Source organism: Neorhizobium petrolearium, assembly GCF_017873175.1.
GTDB classification, from domain to species: domain Bacteria; phylum Pseudomonadota; class Alphaproteobacteria; order Rhizobiales; family Rhizobiaceae; genus Neorhizobium; species Neorhizobium petrolearium.
Genome location: NZ_JAGGJW010000006.1, coordinates 79,665 through 98,312, shown reverse-complemented (window position 1 = coordinate 98,312; position 18,648 = coordinate 79,665). Strand labels below are relative to the sequence as shown.

Genomic DNA, 18,648 nt, shown 5'->3' with positions numbered 1-18,648 from the left:
CTGTCCTTTCAGCCAGGCGGGCTCACATGCGCTCGCGCAACAATGACCGCAGATATTGCGGGGAAAGCGGCTGGCGGTTCGCCACGACGCCGAATGGCGCCAGCGCGTCGTTGACGGCATTGGTCAACGACGCGATCGATCCCATCACACCGCCTTCGGCCATGCCTTTGATGCCGGCCGGCGTACGCTTGTTCGGCGTGTGGTTGTGGAGAATTTCGAAGTTCGGCAGTTCACAGGCCGTCGCCACCAGGTAGTCGGCGAACGTGGCGGAGAGATTTTGCCCGTTCTCGTCGTAGACGACTTCCTCAAGCATGGCCCCGCTCAGTCCCATAGCGATGGCACCCTGCTGCTGGCCACGCACGACGATCGGGTTGATAACGGTCCCGCAATCCTCCGAAACCACGTAACGGGAGATGCTGAGCATCCCGGTGCGGATATCCACCTCGACTTCGCAGGCGTGCGAAGAGTTGGAATAGGTCATCGGCGGGGGATCGTAGGTCAGCGAGAAATCAAGCCCCGGCGCGACCCCATCCGGCAGGTTTGTCGGATCGAGATAGGCTGTCCTGGCGATGTCGGCGAGGCTGATCCCCGTTGCGCTCCATACGCCATTGAGGAGCCTTTCCACCCGGCCGGCCAGGAGACGAAGATCGGATGCCGAATTCAGGCCGAGCTCGTGCGCGGCGATCCGCAACACATGTCCGCGTGCTTTTTGCGCGCACAGATACAGCGAACCGCCGCCCGCCGTGCCGCCCCTCGCGCCACGGCTGCCCATGCCGTAGGGAGCCACATCGGTATTGCCGATATGAATCCGAATGCAGGAGGGGTCAACGCCCAATCCCTCGGCCACTGCCTGCGACATCGCCGTCTCATAGCCCTGGCCTGTTGCGCCAAGCCCAACCGAGGCGTTGACGACCCCGCTCGGTTCGATCCTGACCCACGCGGCCTCGTGCCCCGAGCCGGGAATGCCGGTCGATTTGTAGAACGCGGAGCCGTAGGTGGTGGATTCCACGACCGTGCAAAGCCCGAGCCCGATATAACGTCCCTCATTCCGCAAAGCCCGCTGGCGATTGCGGAAGGCGTCGTAGCCGACGGCATCGATCACACTGCGCAGTGTCTCTGCCGGTGTGATGTCCTCCAGTAATTCGCCCGTCGGCATTCGATAGGGCAGATCTTCCGTCCCGATCATGTTTGTCCGACGGACATCGACGGGGTCGAGACCGAGCTGCCGCGCGACGGCGTCGATCGTTCCGTCCATCACCCAACTCGTGATGGACATGGGTGCCCGCATCGGGCCGTTCCCGCACTTGTTCGTCAGTGCGATCTTGACGTCGAAAGCATAGTCCTCGATCCGGTACGGACCGGTCAGGATCATCGCTACGACGCGTGACATATAGTTGGCCGGATAGAAACAATAGGCTCCGAAATCCTCAGTGATTTCGAGTTCCAGTCCGAGAATTCGCCCTTCCGCCGTGACCGACGCACGCGTGCGGCAGAAGTTTTCGCGCGCGTGGCTTGCTGCCATGAGGTTCTCGCTCCGGTCCTCGCGCCAGCGCACCGGACGGCTCAGATGACGCGCCAGGGCGGCGACCGTCAGTTCCTCCCGGTAAAGGGCGATCTTCTGTCCGAAGCCGCCTCCGACATCGAGGGATATGACGGCCACCTGGCTTTCGGAAAGTCCAAGGCGGACCGCAAGCTGGCTGCGCAGCGGATGCACGACCTGACTGCCGGTATGGAAAGTAAGGTGCTCCCGCCCGGCGTCCCAGACAGCCACACAGCCCCGCGTTTCCATAGGCACGTGGGTCTGGCGATGCTGGTAGAACGAAGCCTCGACGACCGTATGTGCCTCCTTGCGGCGCCGATCGACATTTCCAGCGGAAAAGCTCTGATGCGAAACGAGATTGGAAGGCAGCGTCTCATCGACTAGGACCGCATTGCCGACAAGCGCATTTTCCAGCGAGGCGATCGCCGGCAGCAGTTCGTATTCGACGTCAACAAGTTCGGTGGCGTCCTCGGCGACGTACCGGTCCTTCGCTACCACAACGGCCACCGGATCGCCGTGAAACCTGACCTTATCGATCGGCAACGTCGAAATCTCAGTCGGATGGAGGCCCTCGATCGGCGGCGCCACCCGCAACCGGTTTGTCCATCTGTCGAGGTCTTCCCCGGTAAAGACGCCGATTACGCCGGACAGATCGCACGCCGCCTCCGTTGAAATCTTCAGGATGCGCGCGTGGGCATGCGGCGAGCGCACGAAGCATGCGTGCAGAGCGCCGGGGACCACGATGTCATCAACAAAACGCCCCCGCCCAGTGACGAGACGCTTGTCTTCCTTTCGCGCCAGCGGTTTGCCGATATAGTGGAAGCCCTCCATTTCGCTCACGGCCGCTCCTCGCGAATAGTTCTTGCCGCCTTCAAAACGGCGGCAACGATGTTCTGATAGCCCGTGCAGCGGCACAGATTACCCGACAGGACGTCGCGCACGTCGTCCTCGCTAGGATCGGGCGTATCACGAAGGAAGGCTTCGAAGGTCATGATGATCCCGGGTGTGCAAAAGCCGCACTGAAGTCCGTGCTCCTCATGCAACGCCCGCTGCAGCGGGCTTAAATCTGTCCCTCCGACGGCCTCGATCGTCGTGATCTCGTGCCCTTCCATCTGGATGGCATAGGTCAGGCAGGCGCGTGCCGGTTGATCGTCGATCAGCACCGTACAAGCCCCGCAAACGCCGTGTTCGCAGCCGACATGCGTCCCGGTGAGCCCGAAATCCTCGCGCAACACGTCGGCGAGCAATTTGCGAGGTTCTACCGTCGCCTCCAGGGTTTCACCATTCACCGTGAGCGAAATCATCCGCGCGACGCTCATGCCGACGCCTTCCGCGAACGCGCCAACGACGTCGCGAGCGCCTTTTGCGTCAGGGACGCAGTCACCTCGCGACGAAAGACCGCGGGAATTTGCACGGTGTCTTCAGGCGCGATCGATTGCGCCGCGAATTCAGAGACGGCCTCGATCCAAGTGTCATCCGGAATCACGCCGGAAGGAGCGACTGCCGACAGGTCGAGCCGGAGGGGCACGGGCGCGACACCCCCGAGCGCAACGTGCAGGTCCTCCAGCCTGCCGGCGTCATCGAGCGTCAGGAGCACCGCGACGGCGACCACGGCGAAATCGCCGCGACGGCGGCTGAACAACTCAAATGCCCAGCCGGCATTGATCGGCAGGCGTGGATAGAGAACCGAGGTCACGAGCTCGCCCTCTGCGAGATCGACTGTCATTACCGATTTGAAGAAATCGCTCGCAGCGATTTCCCGCCGTCCGGAAAGTCCTTGCAAGACCAATCGCGCGCCGCTGATCACCGCGACGAGCGGCATCTGCGCGGCCGGATCGGCATGGGCCAGGCTGCCGCCAAGCGTGCCACGGTGACGAATTGCGTAGTGGCCGATCGTCGCGGCCGCTGCCGCCAGCAACGGATGCGATCTTGCCGCCTCCGGTGCGGTCGCCACCCGATGGTGCCGGGTCATCGCGCCCACTTCCAACATGGCTTCCGAAACCCTGATGAAATCGAGCTCGACCAGATCGTTCAGGTCGATCAGGTGCTCGGGACGAGCGAGCCTCATGTTCAGCATCGGACCGAAGCTCTGGCCGCCGGCGATGGGCTTTGCCCGTTCTCCGAAACGGGCGAGCAAACCCAGCGCAGCATCGAGCGTCTGCGGCCGATGGTAGTCGAATGATGCGGGTTTCATTCTATCATCCGATCAGGCTCATTTCGCTCGCCGCATCGAAGATATGCAGCCTGTTGGCGTTCGCCGACAGTTTGATCACGTCGCCGTAATTGTGGCGCATATCTTTGTTGACGCGGAAGAAGAGTTCCTCGCCCTCGACTTTCATGCCGAGGAACTGATCGGAACCGACCGGAAGGACGGAGGCTACGGTGCCTGCAATGACTTCGCCGTCTGCGGGTGCATCCCGTTCGTCGACATCCTCGGCGCGAATGCCAAGCTTCACCTTGCGGCCATTATGTGCCAGAAGCTGGCTTGCCCGTTCCGGCGCGAACGACAACCTTATTCCGCCTCGCACGAAGGTGACCTTGCGCCCTTCAACCACCAACTCGCCGGCGAGATAGTTGATGGGCGGGCTTCCGAGGAACGAGGCGACGAAGGTATTGGCGGGATGTTCGTAGATCTCGTCTGGCGTTCCGATCTGCTGCACGCGTCCGTTGCGCATGACGACAATCCTGTCGGCCAGCGTCAATGCTTCGGCCTGATCATGGGTGACATAGACGAAGGTCGTCTGCATCGAACGATGCAGTTCCTTGATTTCCGCCCGCATCGAAATGCGTAGCGCCGCATCGAGGTTCGACAGCGGCTCGTCCATCAGGAACACGGCAGGGCGACGCACCATGGCCCGGCCGAGCGCCACGCGCTGGCGCTGGCCGCCCGACAACTGGCCCGGGCGCCTGTCTAAGAGAGAGGTGATCTCCAGGCGCTGTGCCGCATCCCTCACCCGGCGATCGATGTCGTCCCTGGGGTGCCTGCGCATGACCAGGCCGAACGCAATGTTCTCGTAGACCGTCTTGTGCGGATAAAGCGCATAGCTTTGGAACACCATGGCCACGTCGCGGTGGTGAGGAGGCGTGAAGTTGACTGTTTCGTCATCGAAATACAGGTTACCCTCGGTCACCTCCTCCAGGCCGGCGATCATGTTCAGCGTAGTGGATTTGCCGCAGCCGGAGGGGCCGAGCAGAACCACGAATTCCTTGTCCTTGATCTCGAGGTTGAGATTTTCGAGAGCGACATAACCGTTCGGATAACGCTTGGAGGCATTTTCAAATTCGATGCGAGCCACTGGCAAACTCCCTGTTACCCTTTCACGGCGCCGGCTGTGAGGCCGGAGACGATGTAACGTTCAAAGACGATGGCGATGATTACCGGCGGCACGATCGCAAGAAGACCCGCCGCGTTGATGAACGAGAAGCTTATGGTGAAATCGGACGTGAACGACGCCAGGACGATCGGCAGCGTCTGAGAAGAGACCGTCTGGGTGAACATCAGCGCCAGGAGGAACTCGTTCCAGCTGGTCAGGAATGCGAATAGGATCACCGCTACAATGGAAGGCAGTGACAACGGCAGATAGACATGCGTCAACGTCTGTAGGCGTGAGCATCCATCGACGCGAGCCGCCTTGTCGAGCTCGTCCGGCAGGCTTTCGAAATACTGGATCAGGATGAACACCGTAAACGGTACGGTGATCGCCAGATAGGTGACGACGAGCGACAGGATGCTATCGAGCAGCCCGAGGTTCCTGATGACGAGGAAGAAAGGGACGACGAGGGCGATATCGGGAATGACGCGGGTCGCGAGGATGAAATAGACGGACCCCGTCCGCCCCCAGAAGCGGATCTTCGCCATCGCATAGGCCGCGGGAAGGCCGACCAGCAGGTTCAACACGACAACCAAGGTTGCGACGGCGAAGCTGTTGAACATAGCCGGCAGCAGGTTTTTGGCCGTCGACGGGATGAAGCTTCCCGAGGCCGGGTCCTGCCTGTTGCGGGTCTCATAGCTCACTGGACCTTCGTCGGCCGCAAAGATCGCCTTGAAATTCCTGAGCGTCGGTTCGTCCGGTATCCAGTGCGGCGGCACCGAAACGATCTCGGCTTCGGTCTGCAGCGAGGATGAAACCAGCCATGCGACAGGCATCAGGACGACCAGCATGATGGCAAGCGAGCCGGCGAATATGACACCGCGGTGGAGCCATCTGAAGATCTCACCGCGCCGCTTGTAGTTGATCGAGCGCGGCGCGACGGGTCGCCCGGCCCGGCTCCCGTCGTCCGGGATGTCGTGAAGGCTGGCCATTTACACACTCCTGCCGAGAATCTTGATGACGAAGTAGGCGAGAGCAAAGGTCACCAATGCCAAGACGTAGGACATCGCTGCACCTGAGCCGAAGGACAGGTTGCGGAACGTCTCGATGTAAATTTCCCACGACAGCACATGGGAGGCCGTGCCGGGACCGCCTTCGGTCAGAACGAAGAACAGATCGAAATGCCGGATGGCGATCATCGTCTCGTAGAGGATGACCAGCATGAAACCCGTGCGCATGGAAGGCAGCGTTACATGAAGGAAACGCTGCAGGAGCGGCGCCCCATCGACGCGGGCCGCATTGTAGAGATCCTGTGGAATGGATTTCAGCGATACCAGCAGCAGGATCGTTGCCAGGGGGACTTCTTTCCAGACGAAGGCATTGGCGATCAAAGGCAGCGTTTTTTGCTGGTCACCGAGCCAGACCACGTATTTGTCGATAAAGCCGAGCTGGTAGAGCAAGCCGTTGAGCGCGCCGTAGCCGGAATCGTAGATCCACTTCCACATCAGGGCGTCGGCGACATAGGGAATGGCCCAGGGGACCAATAGGATCGTGCTGACCAATCGCCGTCCAGGGAATTTCTCGTTGAGGAGCAGAGCGGCCAGGAGCGCCAGCACCGTTATCGCCGTGACGGACATCACGGTGAAGGTGACGGTCCTCAACACCGCGGTCCAGAAAAGATCATCGCCGAACAGCTGAATATAGTTGTCCAGCCACACGAACGGCGTCCGGTTGGGACGCGTCAACTTGATCTGGAAGAGGCTGATATAGAAAGAATAGCCAATCGGGAAAACCGCCACCAGCGCGAGGACCGCCATAACCGGCGCGATGAAAACAAGTGCTGTACGGTCGTCATACGTAAAACGCCGCATCACCTTCGCGCCTATTCCGCCTGCCGTATTTGACATGTCGAGAAGTTCCACCAGATTCCGATATCGATGAGCCAACTGAGATCGATCCCGCCTAGACCTGATCGCGCTTCGCCCGAAACGTGTCCCCAAACCAGATACGGTGCCCCAGATCCCGCTTCCCGGCCGGCGACCCGGCCAGGAAGACTATCTGTCGATGTTATCAGGACTGGGACTTGAGATCGTCCCACTCCTTCCCCGACTTCTTCAGCGCATCAGCGGCCGAGGCATTGCCGAGAACCGCCGACTGCCACGCGGAGCCGTTGACCTCGTTCCAGTCGCCGAACCAGGGCGTTATCACGTCCTTCTTGCGGGCGAGCGCCTGCTGTTTCTGGATCAGTTCCACATCGCCATATTTGTTGTAGGCGGCGCGCACGTCGGCATCCTGGAACAGCGGCTTGACGCCGAAACTCGAACCCAGATCGAGGAAAAGCAGCTTCTGGAATTTGTATTCGCCATCCGCCTTGCCACCAAACCATTCGATCAGCTTCGCGGCGTTTTCGGCACGGGCCTTGTCGGCGGCAGCCTGCGTCGACATGCCATGGAAACGCATCCAGCCGACCGTCGCGTGCGACCCGTCCTTGCCCTGCGGCATCAGCGCCTGCTTGGCGCGACCCGCAATCTTCGACTGAGCCGGATCGTTAAGCATGGCCAGGCGATATTTCGGCAGCAGTGCAAAGGCATGGTTGCCGGCCGCGAACGCCTTGAGGCCATTGAGCTCGCCCGTTTCCAGGCAGGCGGAGGAGACGATCTTATGCTTGTTGACCGCATCAACGATCCACTGGAGGGTCGTCAGGGCGCCACCTTTTGCCTCCTGCATGATCGAATTGCCCTTGTCGTCGGTGAAGGCGCCGCCCTGAGAGAAGACCATTGCCGACATGAACTCGATGAGCCAGCTTTCCTTGGCCAGGGCCAGCATCAGCGGAAAATCGGACAGGCCTTTCTGCTTCATCACCAGCGACTGCTCCACGACTTCGTCCCAGCTCGTCGGCGGCGCAGAAAAGCCCGCCGCGGAGAGCTTATCGGCATCGTACAGGAAGCCCATGTAGTCGGTATAATAGGTCAGACCGTACTGGCGTCCGTTATAGGTCATCGAATCCGTACAAAACGGTTCGGCGTCGCCATTATAGGCCATCAGATTGTCGAATCCGTCGATCGGGGCGATCCAGTTGGCGTCGGCCCATTGCGGCAGCCAGCCGTCCGAAACCCACAGGACGTCCAAGGGGGCGCCGCCGGCAAATTTCGTGACCATAGCATCGGGATACTGTGCCCATGGCGCATTCGCGTAATCGACGGTCAACCCCGTCGCCTTTTCGAATGCGGCGACATGGCTCTTGACCAGATCGACCGCAGCCGACCAGGTCTGCAGGTTGATGTTACTACCTGCAGCACGCGCAGCCACGCCCGGCAGAGCCAGCGCGGCGCCACCGACCAAGGCCGAAGCCTTGAGAAATTCGCGCCGTCCGAAGGCGCGCCCTAATCCAGTTTTCATCTTTTTATCCCCTCGAATGCGCAACTGCGTTGCGTAACCGGCTCAAGGCCGCGGAAGCCGTCGGCCTCACGGAGAAAAGCTAACAACGTCTGAATAAGTCGTCAACTGACGACTTCAATAAAATAAACCGACCGTCGTGCAAAACGGCAAGGAAAAATCAGGCCTCGATTTTCGCGTACTGGGCAATCATCGCGTCGAAACCGCTCAAGAACAGGCTGACATGCATCTCGACGACCTGCTCCTGCGGGATGACCTGGCTCGCGTGGTAGATGTGCCGGCGAATCCCGTAGTGTGATATCGCACCGTGGATGATCCAGCCGATCTCGTGGATCGCCTCCGGTTTGACGTTGAGGGGCCTGCCCCGCTCATGGGCAGCTTCCGCCACGATCGTCTCCATGAGCTTCGTGATGATCGATGAAATATAGTTCGGTGCCATATCCGCTTCTGCCAGCGAAGAGTACAGGAAAAGACGCAGCCAGCGCCGGACGAGCACCGCGTCCAGATATTCGTTATAGAAATCGCACAGCCGGTCGTGCATAGGCCGCGAACGGTCGCTAAGTTCAGCAAACCAGACGGCCTGAAAAGGACCGAGGATCGCCGTATCGTAGACCTCTCTCAGCAAATCCTCCTTGGTCGGGAAGAAACGATACAGAAGACGTTGGGAAATGCCACAGTCAGCCGCCAGGGCGCGGGTTTGCGCCGTCAGTCCATACTCGGAGAACAGTTCCGTAGCCTTCTCCAGGATCTGGGCGCGTCGCTCCATATAGGGCAGACGTTTTCCCTTTTTCTTCGGGGCACCAGGTTTCTTGGCAACAGCCTGGTTGCCTCGCAGATTGGTGGACTTGGCTTTCAACAGACCGTCGCTCCCCGCGATAAATGCATCGTGATTCTCGCCCTTTCTTAGCACGAGCAAGGCCGCAGCGATAAATCGAGCCTATTTTATCGTCAATTGACGAATTACTGTCCACTGTGCATTGTCAGAGACAGGCTTCCACCGAAACATATCGAGCCGGTCTCCAGGAGAAGGACGTCGCTAATGATTTATGAGCAGCGCATCTATCAAGTAACCCCAGGCACCACCGGTACCTTCTTGAAGGTATACGAAGCCGAGGGGCTTGGCATCATAACGCAATATGCCAAACTGGTCGGATGCTGGACGACCGAAAGCGGCACGCTGAATTCTGTTGTTTTCATTTGGGCCTACGAGGATTTCGGTCATCGTTCCGCGCAGCGCGCAAAGTTGGGAGCCGATGCCGCGTGGCAGGCGTTCGTGCCTAAGATTCTTCCGTTCCTTGTCCACCAGGAAAGCCGTTTCTTGCTCCCAACCGCATTCTCGCCCTTGAGTTGACTGCAAATTTCGAGGCATCCGCCCCCCGATTCCGAAAGCAACGGCGAGAGATCGAGGGGCTTCGGTCAATATAGTTCGGCTCCATCGCCAGAAGCACGTCAAGACGCCATCGAACTCTGGGCACAGATCGTCATGCAGGCGGTGGCGTCATGTTTCTGAATGATGATGCGCCGGCGGTTGCTACGGGTAATCTGTTTCTCGCCGCTCGGCTCGGCGCTCTTCTGAAAATCGCGCTTGGATCTGTAGGTCGAAAGCTTGTCGCTGGCCATTGCTGCTCTCGAAAGATGTCTAGAAAGCGGAATGCAGCGCAGGAGCTACAGGTTCCACGATGACATTGCCGGCTTCGAAAACAGAAAGGGCGCTCAACCCGGCGGGGGAGCGCCCTTTCTTCCGAACCCGGACGGCCTCGAACGCCGACGACGATCGTCGAGCAGGAGGCCATCGATACGGGAGGTGAAGTATAGATGTGGTCGAAGTTTTCGATTTCAAGTGGTATGCGCGTGAAGGGATTGCTAATCAGCCATGGCTAATGAACAGCCCGAGTCGGAGGGGGCCGTGACGACGGAACAAACGCGAAGATCAATCGCAGAGCGTGTCATGGCGAGAGCACTCGCTCGGGGAACGCCGATCGACGATGACCCGGAATATATGACGATCGTCGAAGTGTGGATCGCGGGAGAGATCAGCGTCCAGGAGATGCGCCAGCGCTATGTCGCCCTGCTGCAGGAGCGCTCTCGAGTGTTTCGCGCCCAGGCGGAGTACTCCCCATCAACGACCACGACCGAAGACGAGCAGGCGGAAGAGCGGCCCGCCGTGGACGAGGTGAATAACCCAAGCCATCGGAGAGAGATTTCAGAAGGAGACCCCGCCGAGGGAGGGGTCGTCGGCGCGTGATCAGATGGCGGCCATACGTACCGTTCGGGCCGGTCGGGAACCTGGTTTCACCTGCCAAGTAGCCATGACAGCCGGCATCCCGGCAGCCAGGTAGACTGCCATGAAAGCCTCGCGCGCTATGACGGCCGGTACGATGCGGTTAAGTGCGCGCCGGCAGATGTTCACCGCGCGGTCATGGCGCTCTCCCTGCCGCAGCGGCCGTTCATTTTCAAGAAAGTCGAGGGCGTCATAGACGCCTGCGATCTCTGAGTTCCTTTCCGGCAGCTTCTGGCCGCGCCGATGTGCGCTCTACGCTACGCGCCCCCCTGTCCCGGCCATTCAACTTGGCCGCATAGAGGGCTTGATCGCCGGCAAACTTGTTTTGAACACAATGACTGCCTATATGACTGTGATCGGCATTGCTGATGAGCGCTGGTGAATTCGCCGCTCGCAATCGCTGCCATCGCTTCGAGACTTTTGACCACGGATGTACTGGCACTGGTGGGTAAGCGATGATGAGGAAGGTCGGTGCGGTTTCGCCCCGGCCTTTTTTGTTGGTGGGAAACATTGCCTTGGTGGCGAAGGCGTTGCTCGTGCCCGACGTCGCGTCCATACCGAGCGCTGCGCTTGGGCGCGCGCTTCGTGCAAGTGATGGATCCTTTTCCGCTCCAACTCAGCTCAATAATCGATCGGCCGCGGAATCGACAGGCTATTGATGGCTAATCGAATGGGCGATAAGGTCGCCGCGCGGCAAGCTGCCGCCAAGCGATCAGGAGCTTTCATGCCGACTGGAACTGTTAAATTTTTCAATGAAGACAAGGGCTTTGGTTTCATCACTCCAGACAATGGCGGGGCTGATGTCTTCGTGCATGTCTCCGCTCTACAACGAGGTGGCTCTTTGAGAGAGGGGCAGAAAGTAAGCTATGATCTCGGCCAGGACCGCAAGACCGGAAAATCGAAGGCCGAAAACGTCGGCGTGGTTTGATCGAGCTGGAAGCGCCGCTTCCGTCACTGAAAATTCCGGCTCTTGATCTTCAGCGTGCCGATATAACGATCTGGCTCGAAGATGTCTTTCGACCTGACCGGCGCTGGCGGCCTTCCGCGGGGATCGGGCATCCCTGGCGAACCATGGACGAATTCGTTGCCGCGGCCGGTCGGCGGGCGGAAGGTGCCATCACGATCCGCCAAGCTCGATAGGTCTGCCGACAGATCGAACAGTTGCTGGGCCACGAGGTGCACCACCTTCCCTTCCCTTCCCTTTGGATCCTGCCGTGGATCCCCAGCATGCTGGAGCTGAGAAGAACGCGGCGCGACTTCTCGAAGAGCTTTGGCCAGACCACGACATTGGCGACGCCAATCTCGTCCTCGATCGTCACGAAGATGAACCCCTTGGCAGAGCCCGGCATCTGCCGCACCAGAACCAGGCCGGCCGCCGTCAACTACTGGCCGTCTCGCGCCCTCGTCGCGTCGCTGCAGGTGGCGATCCTCTTCCGGGCGAGATCGTGGCGCAGGAAGCTCAAGGGTGGATCTGCGAGAGCCGGTCATCAAGCTCGACTGCCGGGTGTGTCGGCGTCGCGGCGGACACGCGCGGACACGGCTGGTAAAGGCCTTCGCAGCCGGTGTCAGCTTCGCGGGACTTAGGCGACGCATGACGGTGGGCTGCGAGAGGATGAATACAGCGGAAGGCGACCGATGCGACACCTATTTCCCATGGCTGATGGAGAAGCTATCCTCCTGTGACGAAGACTGAGCCCCATGGACCAGAACGAGCACGCCAACCGGCCACGTAAGATTCTCCATATCGACATGGACGCGTTTTATGCCTCGGTCGAGCAACGCGACAATCCGGAGCTTCGAGGCAAGCCGGTCGCCGTCGGGGGCTCGGCTGCCCGCGGCGTCGTGGCCGCGGCCAGCTACGAGGCGCGCAAGTTCGGCGTCCATTCGGCCATGCCGTCGGTGACAGCCAAGCGCAAATGCCCCGAGCTGATCTTCGTTCGACCGCGCTTCGACGTCTATCGCGCCGTCTCGATGCAGATCCGGGAAATCTTCGCTGAATACACCCCGATGATCGAGCCGCTCTCACTGGATGAAGCCTATCTCGACGTCACCGAAAACCTCAAGGGAATGGAGATCGCAACCGAGATCGCCACGAAAATCCGGGCGAAAATTAAGGCGGCGACCGGTCTGAATGCGTCCGCAGGGATCAGCTACAATAAGTTTCTCGCCAAGATGGCGAGCGATCTCAACAAGCCGAACGGCCAGGCGGTCATCACGCCAAAGAATGGTCCAGCCTTTGTGCAGGGCTTACCGGTCAAGAAGTTTCATGGCGTGGGTCCCGCCACGGCCGAGAAGATGCACCGTCTCGGCATCGAGACTGGCGCCGATCTGTTTGGAAAGGAACTTGATTTCCTGATCAACCACTTCGGCAAGTCCGGCCCCTACTTCTATGGCATCGCCAGGGGCATCGACAATCGCGAGGTCAAGCCGGATCGCGTCCGAAAGTCGGTCGGCGCCGAGGACACCTTTGTTGAAGACGTTCATGCCTTTGAGCCGGCGCGCGAAGGAATCCAGCCGCTGATCGACAAGGTCTGGAGCTATTGCGAGGTGAACTCGATCGGCGCCAAGACCGTAACCCTGAAGGTAAAATATTCGGACTTTCAGCAGATCACCCGCAGCAAGACCGTACCGATTCCGTTAACATCGATTTTTGAGCTGGAGGAGATCGTTGCCTTCTTGCTGCAGCCGGTCTTTCCGGCCCGCAAGGGAATCCGGCTGCTCGGCGTCACATTGTCTTCATTGGAGCAAGGCGCAGAGCAAATGTCATCGCAGCTGGATCTTCCGCTATAAAGATATCTGGCGCATCCGAACTCAACGTTCTTCAAGCCGAAATCAGGCTAAAGACTGTTATTTAATCCATCCAAATCAGATTAAAGGCTGGGCACCGTCGAAGGGATTTCTCATGCACGCCCGAGGAAAAACGCAAACACCGGTTCAGGTTTGCCGTTTTCCGCAGTTCGAGGAAGCGGTGCGGCGTCGGCGGTGACTTCGGCGAGATCGGCAAGCAGTGCGGGCGACACGCCCAGTTCACCCGAAAACGCTTGATCTGGCAACTGTCGAAGCAGCCCGGCTGCGCGCCCGGCATGACGTCTCGCTGCGGCCCGTTTGCCTTCGCGGATCTTCACCCCGGCGGCAGAAAGCAGGATAAGGCCCTTTAGCAACGCGCGCAGTGCGCTTTCTTTGTCGGCAAGATGCCAAAGCCCCTCCCATGCCTCATGCGCTTCCCAGTAGTAGCCATGATTGAAGAGATCCTCGCCCCACACGAACTCGTCCGACCCGAGCGATGGGATAACTTGCACAGGCTGGATCTGGTAGCTATGTCCCGCAGGATCCCGCACCGGATGTGGCTGCCGCCCGGGCAAGTAAGCATAGGCTGGAAAAGATCTTTCCGGAAGCAGACGAGGACGTTCCATCCATGATAGTCCTGTAGTGCATCTGTTATTTAACATGCTCCGAAGGCATGGCACGGGCAAGCGTCAGCTTTGGCTTCTGATACCTTGATGAACGAACCGCCGGCTGCGCAAAGGCTTTCGGCGGCGTGGGAGGGCACGTTCGATTCGTGACCTTATACGCGACAGCCAAAAGCGTCAGGTCAAATGCGCTCTACGAGTGCCTCTGTTAGAATACAGCTATTCAGAAAACACACCGCAGCTCCGCGATCGTGCCCTGTCACCAGCCAACCCGGTGCCGCCTCGCTACAGCGGAAAGAGCCCCTGCACGGCGTGGACTGCGGACGTGCTTGCCCGCATCGCCGATTTGTCCGCCTCCCGCCTGCACGACCTGTTACCGTGGGGCGATCAAGACGGCGGCAGTACCCGCTGCCGCGTAAACAGCTTGTGAAACAGCTCTTCCGACCGACGCAGCCCCTCGTCCGTCAGCACCAGCGACTTTGACTTGTTCATCGGATCGCCAATCAGCCCTTTCTGGTGCAAGCGATCCGTCGTCGCCCAGTCAAAACCCTTCCAGGCGCGACGCTCATCGTGAAGCGTCAGCCACAACAGCGCCAGCACCGCGTCGTCGATTTTGTCCTCGTCGATCTCCATCACATAATGCTACCATACGCGACCGCGAAAATCCCGCGACCAACGTCGCATGCATACCTCATTGTGAGCTTCGGTGCGTATCATCCCGTTGGTCGAACGGCGCGACGGCCGCACGAATGAAGTCCACCAGTTTCTGCGAGGCGAGCGACAGCGGGCGCCCGTTTGGCGTCAAGAGCCAGACATCCATGAAGGTTTCCGGCAGCAGTGTCCGCCGGACAAGGCGATCTTCTGGATAGTCCAGCCCGACGAAGGGCGGCACGATCGATACGCCGACACCGTTGGCAACGAAGCTGCAAGCAGTTTCCGACAGCGGCACCTCGATGCGGTTGCGTTTTTGAACGCCCTTGAGCTGAAAGGCCCGGTCGATCGTCATCAGCGAGCAGTCGTCGCGGAAGAGCGAGATGAAGGCCTCATTGCGAAGATCGTCGATCTCGATCACCTGTTTCCCGGTGAGCGGATGTCCGGCGGGAAGGATGCAAACCATGCTGAAACGCATGATCACTTCGGCGCTGACATTCGGGTGATCGAAGGGCAGGACACTCAGACCGATATCGATCTGCCCGGCCGCCACCAGTTCGCCGATCCGAGGCGACGTCTTGCTCTGCAACGTGAAATGGATGTCAGGCTGTTCGGCAAGGAAAGGCGAAAGCGCGTTGGAGAGGTAGAGGGTGGCAAGCGCCGGGGGCGCTGCGATCGTCACCTCGCCCCATTCTCGATTGCGTACGGCTTCCGCAAGCCGGGCGATTCGCTTGGCGCCGGAGAACATCCGCTCCACCTCTACTGCCAGCATGCGCGCCTCCAGCGTCGGCACCAGGCGCCCGCCGCTGCGTGTGAAAAGCTGGAAGCCGCAAGCCTCGGTCAGGCTGCGCAGCAGTTTGCTGACGGCCGGCTGGGAAATACCGAGCCTTTCACCGGCAAGGGTCACCGATCCGGTTTCGATCGTGGTGTGGAAGGCTTCAAGCTGTCTGATGTTCATGGCCGGCGGGATCCCCTCATGCCAAGTTTTCCGACATGAGTTTTGGTTATAATGAAGGGAGAACAAGCTATTTGACAATCATATTGCCGAAGCGCTTTAACATGCAAGTGAAGGTGTGAACGGGCGAAACTCGAACGAGTGAGGGGACGTCCGAACTCCGCAAAACAATCATTCTGCAGACCGGTCCGGTCCGGCGGACGGCTTCTTCGAGGCCGGCCGGAGCTTGATCACGCCAAGGCCGCGGCAAGCGGCTGAAAGAAGAAGGGAACGACGACATATGAAGAAAATCCTCGGCCTATCCATCCTGGTCCTGACGGCCGCCGCACCGGCCAATGCCGCGATGCTCTCGGTCTGCATCGAAGGCTCGCCTGAGGTCTTCAATCCGCAGCTCACCAGCAACGGCACGACCTCCTACGTGCTCGGCCAGATCTATGACGGCCTGGTTTCCGTGAAAGCCGGATCGTCGGATATCGAGCCGGCGCTGGCCGAGAGCTGGAGCGTCTCCGACGATACCCGCACCTATACGTTCAAACTGCGCCGGGGCGTGAAGTGGCAGTCGAACGACAAGTTCACGCCTACCCGTGAGTTCAACGCCGACGACGTGATGTTCACCTTCGAGCGGATGATGAAGCCCGACCATCCCTATGCCAAGGTCAACGGCGGAAACTTCATCACCTTCAACACCAAGCTCGCCGACGCGCTGGAATCGGTAAAGAAGATCGACGATTACACCGTTGCCTTCACTCTGAAGAGCCCGCTTGCTCCCTTCATCGGCATCATGGCGCACCAGTCGCTGGCAATCACCTCCGCCGAATATGCCGCCACGCTTTCCAAGGCCGGCACACAGGAACTCATAGACCGCGAACCGATCGGCACCGGGCCATTTCAGCTTCAGGTCTATCAGCAGGATGCCGTCGTCCGTCTCGTGCCTTTCAAAGACACCTGGGGTGCGGCGATCAACAATCCGGCGCGCACGCCAATGCTCGACGGCGTGGTCATGGCGATCAGCGCGGATGCATCCGTCCGCCTGCAGCGCGCCATGGCCGGTGAGTGCCAGATCGCACTCTATCCGAACCTCGCCGACCGCGAGATGATCGGGAAAAGCCCTAATCTCAATCTCGTCCAGACGCCGGTCGCCTCCACCGGCTTCATCACCTTCAACTTCAGGCAGGACAAGTTCAAGGACAAGCGCGTCCGTGAGGCTCTGGCGCATGCGATCAACATGAAGCCACTGGTCGACCTTGTCTATGACGGCATGGGCACCGTCACCGGCGCGATCATTCCCCCGTCGCTCTGGGGCCACGACAAGGATGTCGGCGCCTATAGTTACGATCCGGACCTCGCCAAGAAGCTGCTCACGGAGGCCGGTTTCCCCGACGGGTTCTCCACCCAGCTCTGGGCCGTCCCGGTCTCGCGTCCCTATATGCCGAACGGCCGCCGCGCAGCCGAGATGATCCAGGCCGACTGGGCCAAGATCGGCGTCAAGGCCGAGGTCGTCTCATACGAATGGGGCGAGTACATTACCCGCGCCCGCAACGGCGAGGCCGAGGTTGGCATGTTCGGCGGCATCTACGATTTCCCGGACCCGAGCCAGATCCCCAACAACTACTTCACGTGCGATTCCTCCGGCAAGCCGAGCCCGTCCAATATCGGTGCCTGGTGCGACAAGGAATTCATTGGCCTGATGAACGAGGCCGGCACCGTGACCGATCGGGCCAAGCGCATCGAGCTCTACAAAAAGGCTCAGGAGGAATTTCACGCGGAAGTGCCCGCCGTCATCCTCGGCGGCGCCGACACGATCACCGCCGTCGCCAAGACCGTCAAAGGCTATGCGCCGGCGATCTTCGGCACCAGTCGCCTTTCCGGCGTAACAGTCGAATAGGCCTTCGCATTCCGGCGGGTGATAATCGATGGCATCCGCCGGCCCAAAGTCAAAACATACGGGATTCTTGAAATGCGTGTCTTGATCATCGGCGCCGGCATTTTCGGCGCCAGTGCCGCCTACCATCTCGCCCGCGAGGGCGTGGAGGTGGAAATCGTCGACGAAGCCCATCAGGGCAAGGCCACCATGGCCGGTGCGGGTATCGTCTGCCCCTGGGCCACCAAGGCCGACGAGCCGGACTGGTACAAGATGTATGCCGCTGGCGCCCGCTTCTATGACGGCCTCATCGAAGGTCTGAAGGCGAAGGGCGAGACCGAGCTAGGCTACGGCAAGGTCGGTGCCCTGGTGGTCGCCGAGGACCGCGCCGAATTCGATGCCGCGGCCGAACGGGTGGCGCGCCGGGTCAAGGATGCGCCTGAGGCCGGCGATGTCCGGCACCTGACCCCGACGCAAGCGCGTACACTCTTCCCGCCGCTGCGCGAGGATCTCGATGCAATCTACATCTCCGGCGGTGCCCGCGTCGATGCGCGCCTGCTGTCCGCCGCGATGGTCCGCACAGCCGTCTCCATGGGTGCAAGATTCCGCAGCGAACATGTCACCCTGACGCTCGACGGCGATCGCGCCCGCTGCCTCGACAGCAATGGCGCCGTCATCGAAGCAGATGAAATCGTCGTGACCGCCGGTGCCTGGGCCTACCAGATCCTTGGACCGCTCGGGCTTATCCATCCCGTTAAGCCGCAGAGAGGCCAGATCATCCACCTGCGCCTGCCAGGCGTGGCGACGGCCAAATGGCCCGTCGTCCTGCCGATGAGCAGCCATTACATGCTCGCCTTCGACGATTCCCGCGTGGTCGTCGGCGCGACCCGCGAGAACGACACCGGCTTCGACTACCGCGTCACCGCCGCCGGCGAGTTGGAAGTGCTCACCGCCGGCCTCAATATCGCACCAGGTCTTGCCAATGCGACGCTGATCGAAACGCGCATCGGCTTTCGCCCGGCGGGCGAGACGATGAACCCGACCCTCGGTCGGGTTCCCGATATCGCCAACCTGACGATCGGCAACGGGCTTGGGGCCGGCGGCCTGACGATCGGTCCGTTTGCAGGCGCCCAGCTCGCTAAGCTGGTAACCGGCCAGAAAGCCGAAATCCCGCTCGACAGATACGCCCCGCAAGGACGTGGCTGACCCCAGCTGGCGGGCACCCTTTCCCTTTGTCAAAGGA

At 60.3% G+C, this 18,648-nt stretch carries 18 protein-coding genes and 3 pseudogenes; 7 read left to right on the top strand and 14 right to left on the bottom strand.

Features of this window, described 5'->3' with window-relative positions; translation table 11 throughout:
• Window positions 1-22: 22 nt before the first annotated feature.
• The 8 genes from J2046_RS12870 to J2046_RS12835 form a co-directional block, all read right to left on the bottom strand.
• On the bottom strand, window positions 23-2,371 hold the full coding sequence (locus tag J2046_RS12870) for a xanthine dehydrogenase family protein molybdopterin-binding subunit (RefSeq protein WP_233469766.1): 2,349 nt from the start codon (window positions 2,369-2,371) through the stop codon (window positions 23-25).
• A 5-nt stretch (window positions 2,372-2,376) separates the two neighbouring features.
• A complete protein-coding gene (locus tag J2046_RS12865; RefSeq protein ID WP_210052338.1) occupies window positions 2,377-2,859 on the bottom strand; it encodes a (2Fe-2S)-binding protein in 483 nt (160 codons plus the stop codon).
• Entirely contained in the window at window positions 2,856-3,734 is an 879-nt protein-coding gene (locus tag J2046_RS12860) for an FAD binding domain-containing protein (RefSeq protein ID WP_210052336.1), read from the bottom strand. Before J2046_RS12860 ends, J2046_RS12865 begins: the two co-directional genes overlap by 4 nt.
• A 4-nt stretch (window positions 3,735-3,738) precedes the next feature.
• Window positions 3,739-4,836, bottom strand: coding sequence for an ABC transporter ATP-binding protein (locus tag J2046_RS12855; protein ID WP_210052332.1), 1,098 nt, complete (start codon window positions 4,834-4,836; stop codon window positions 3,739-3,741).
• Window positions 4,837-4,850: 14 nt separating this feature from the next.
• Window positions 4,851-5,843: a carbohydrate ABC transporter permease gene (locus J2046_RS12850; protein WP_210052330.1), complete on the bottom strand. Its 993-nt coding sequence runs from the start codon at window positions 5,841-5,843 to the stop codon at window positions 4,851-4,853.
• On the bottom strand, window positions 5,844-6,758 hold the full coding sequence (locus tag J2046_RS12845; protein WP_210052329.1) for a carbohydrate ABC transporter permease: 915 nt from the start codon (window positions 6,756-6,758) through the stop codon (window positions 5,844-5,846). It lies immediately after the preceding gene.
• 163 nt (window positions 6,759-6,921) lie between these two features.
• Window positions 6,922-8,250 (bottom strand): extracellular solute-binding protein, encoded by a 1,329-nt coding sequence (locus J2046_RS12840; protein WP_210052328.1) that lies wholly within the window; start codon window positions 8,248-8,250, stop codon window positions 6,922-6,924.
• Between the two features lie 157 nt (window positions 8,251-8,407).
• Entirely contained in the window at window positions 8,408-9,103 is a 696-nt protein-coding gene (locus tag J2046_RS12835) for a TetR/AcrR family transcriptional regulator (protein WP_210052326.1), read from the bottom strand.
• A 183-nt stretch (window positions 9,104-9,286) separates the two neighbouring features.
• Between J2046_RS12835 and J2046_RS12830 the strand changes: the two genes are divergently transcribed.
• Window positions 9,287-9,598, top strand: coding sequence for an NIPSNAP family protein (locus tag J2046_RS12830; protein WP_210052808.1), 312 nt, complete (start codon window positions 9,287-9,289; stop codon window positions 9,596-9,598).
• 72 nt (window positions 9,599-9,670) lie between these two features.
• On the opposite strand, the pseudogene J2046_RS12825 reads toward J2046_RS12830, so the two are convergent.
• Window positions 9,671-9,867 (bottom strand): annotated as a pseudogene (locus J2046_RS12825) (hypothetical protein); the annotation flags it as partial.
• 286 nt (window positions 9,868-10,153) lie between these two features.
• Between J2046_RS12825 and J2046_RS12820 the strand changes: the two are divergent.
• Window positions 10,154-10,492, top strand: coding sequence for a hypothetical protein (locus J2046_RS12820; protein WP_210052325.1), 339 nt, complete (start codon window positions 10,154-10,156; stop codon window positions 10,490-10,492).
• On the opposite strand, the pseudogene J2046_RS12815 reads toward J2046_RS12820, so the two are convergent.
• Window positions 10,493-10,729, bottom strand: a pseudogene (locus J2046_RS12815) (DUF982 domain-containing protein); the annotation flags it as partial.
• 523 nt (window positions 10,730-11,252) lie between these two features.
• Here J2046_RS12815 and J2046_RS12810 point away from each other — a divergent pair.
• Window positions 11,253-11,456, top strand: coding sequence for a cold-shock protein (locus J2046_RS12810; RefSeq protein WP_037156255.1), 204 nt, complete (start codon window positions 11,253-11,255; stop codon window positions 11,454-11,456).
• Between the two features lie 23 nt (window positions 11,457-11,479).
• Here the strand turns inward: J2046_RS12810 and J2046_RS12805 are convergent.
• Window positions 11,480-12,006: pseudogene (locus tag J2046_RS12805) on the bottom strand (OB-fold nucleic acid binding domain-containing protein); the annotation flags it as partial.
• Between J2046_RS12805 and J2046_RS12800 the strand changes: the two are divergent.
• Window positions 11,994-12,221 (top strand): hypothetical protein, encoded by a 228-nt coding sequence (locus J2046_RS12800; RefSeq protein ID WP_210052323.1) that lies wholly within the window; start codon window positions 11,994-11,996, stop codon window positions 12,219-12,221. The pseudogene J2046_RS12805 and the gene J2046_RS12800 sit on opposite strands and share 13 nt — an antisense overlap.
• Window positions 12,222-12,226: 5 nt before the next feature.
• Complete coding sequence (gene dinB, locus J2046_RS12795) at window positions 12,227-13,318, top strand: DNA polymerase IV (RefSeq protein WP_210052321.1); 1,092 nt, start codon at window positions 12,227-12,229, stop codon at window positions 13,316-13,318.
• A 110-nt stretch (window positions 13,319-13,428) separates the two neighbouring features.
• Here the strand turns inward: dinB and J2046_RS12790 are convergent, their stop codons facing one another.
• From J2046_RS12790 to J2046_RS12780, 3 genes are all read right to left on the bottom strand, one after another.
• Complete coding sequence (locus tag J2046_RS12790) at window positions 13,429-13,791, bottom strand: DUF309 domain-containing protein (protein WP_325169755.1); 363 nt, start codon at window positions 13,789-13,791, stop codon at window positions 13,429-13,431.
• Between the two features lie 534 nt (window positions 13,792-14,325).
• A complete protein-coding gene (locus J2046_RS12785) occupies window positions 14,326-14,571 on the bottom strand; it encodes a DUF6429 family protein (protein WP_210052317.1) in 246 nt (81 codons plus the stop codon).
• A 58-nt stretch (window positions 14,572-14,629) separates the two neighbouring features.
• Window positions 14,630-15,547 (bottom strand): LysR family transcriptional regulator, encoded by a 918-nt coding sequence (locus tag J2046_RS12780; RefSeq protein ID WP_210052315.1) that lies wholly within the window; start codon window positions 15,545-15,547, stop codon window positions 14,630-14,632.
• Between the two features lie 277 nt (window positions 15,548-15,824).
• On the opposite strand from J2046_RS12780, the gene J2046_RS12775 reads away from it, so the two are divergent.
• Window positions 15,825-17,429 carry an ABC transporter substrate-binding protein gene (locus J2046_RS12775; protein ID WP_210052313.1) on the top strand — a complete coding sequence of 535 codons (1,605 nt, stop codon included), beginning with the start codon at window positions 15,825-15,827 and terminating at the stop codon, window positions 17,427-17,429.
• 72 nt (window positions 17,430-17,501) lie between these two features.
• Window positions 17,502-18,611: an NAD(P)/FAD-dependent oxidoreductase gene (locus tag J2046_RS12770; RefSeq protein WP_210052311.1), complete on the top strand. Its 1,110-nt coding sequence runs from the start codon at window positions 17,502-17,504 to the stop codon at window positions 18,609-18,611.
• The last annotated feature ends 37 nt before the right edge of the window (window positions 18,612-18,648 follow it).

Excerpts from the sequence above, each read along its gene's own strand:
- dinB (WP_210052321.1), top strand. The coding sequence starts at position 12,227 with ATGGACCAGAACGAGCACGCCAACCGGCCACGTAAGATTCTCCATATC.
- J2046_RS12870 (WP_233469766.1), bottom strand. The coding sequence starts at position 2,371 with ATGGAGGGCTTCCACTATATCGGCAAACCGCTGGCGCGAAAGGAAGAC.
- J2046_RS12770 (WP_210052311.1), top strand. The coding sequence starts at position 17,502 with ATGCGTGTCTTGATCATCGGCGCCGGCATTTTCGGCGCCAGTGCCGCC.
- J2046_RS12785 (WP_210052317.1), bottom strand. The coding sequence starts at position 14,571 with ATGGAGATCGACGAGGACAAAATCGACGACGCGGTGCTGGCGCTGTTG.
- J2046_RS12865 (WP_210052338.1), bottom strand. The coding sequence starts at position 2,859 with ATGAGCGTCGCGCGGATGATTTCGCTCACGGTGAATGGTGAAACCCTG.
- J2046_RS12860 (WP_210052336.1), bottom strand. The coding sequence starts at position 3,734 with ATGAAACCCGCATCATTCGACTACCATCGGCCGCAGACGCTCGATGCT.
- J2046_RS12780 (WP_210052315.1), bottom strand. The coding sequence starts at position 15,547 with ATGAACATCAGACAGCTTGAAGCCTTCCACACCACGATCGAAACCGGA.
- J2046_RS12845 (WP_210052329.1), bottom strand. The coding sequence starts at position 6,758 with ATGTCAAATACGGCAGGCGGAATAGGCGCGAAGGTGATGCGGCGTTTT.
- J2046_RS12830 (WP_210052808.1), top strand. The coding sequence starts at position 9,287 with ATGATTTATGAGCAGCGCATCTATCAAGTAACCCCAGGCACCACCGGT.
- J2046_RS12775 (WP_210052313.1), top strand. The coding sequence starts at position 15,825 with ATGAAGAAAATCCTCGGCCTATCCATCCTGGTCCTGACGGCCGCCGCA.
- J2046_RS12810 (WP_037156255.1), top strand. The coding sequence starts at position 11,253 with ATGCCGACTGGAACTGTTAAATTTTTCAATGAAGACAAGGGCTTTGGT.
- J2046_RS12850 (WP_210052330.1), bottom strand. The coding sequence starts at position 5,843 with ATGGCCAGCCTTCACGACATCCCGGACGACGGGAGCCGGGCCGGGCGA.
- J2046_RS12840 (WP_210052328.1), bottom strand. The coding sequence starts at position 8,250 with ATGAAAACTGGATTAGGGCGCGCCTTCGGACGGCGCGAATTTCTCAAG.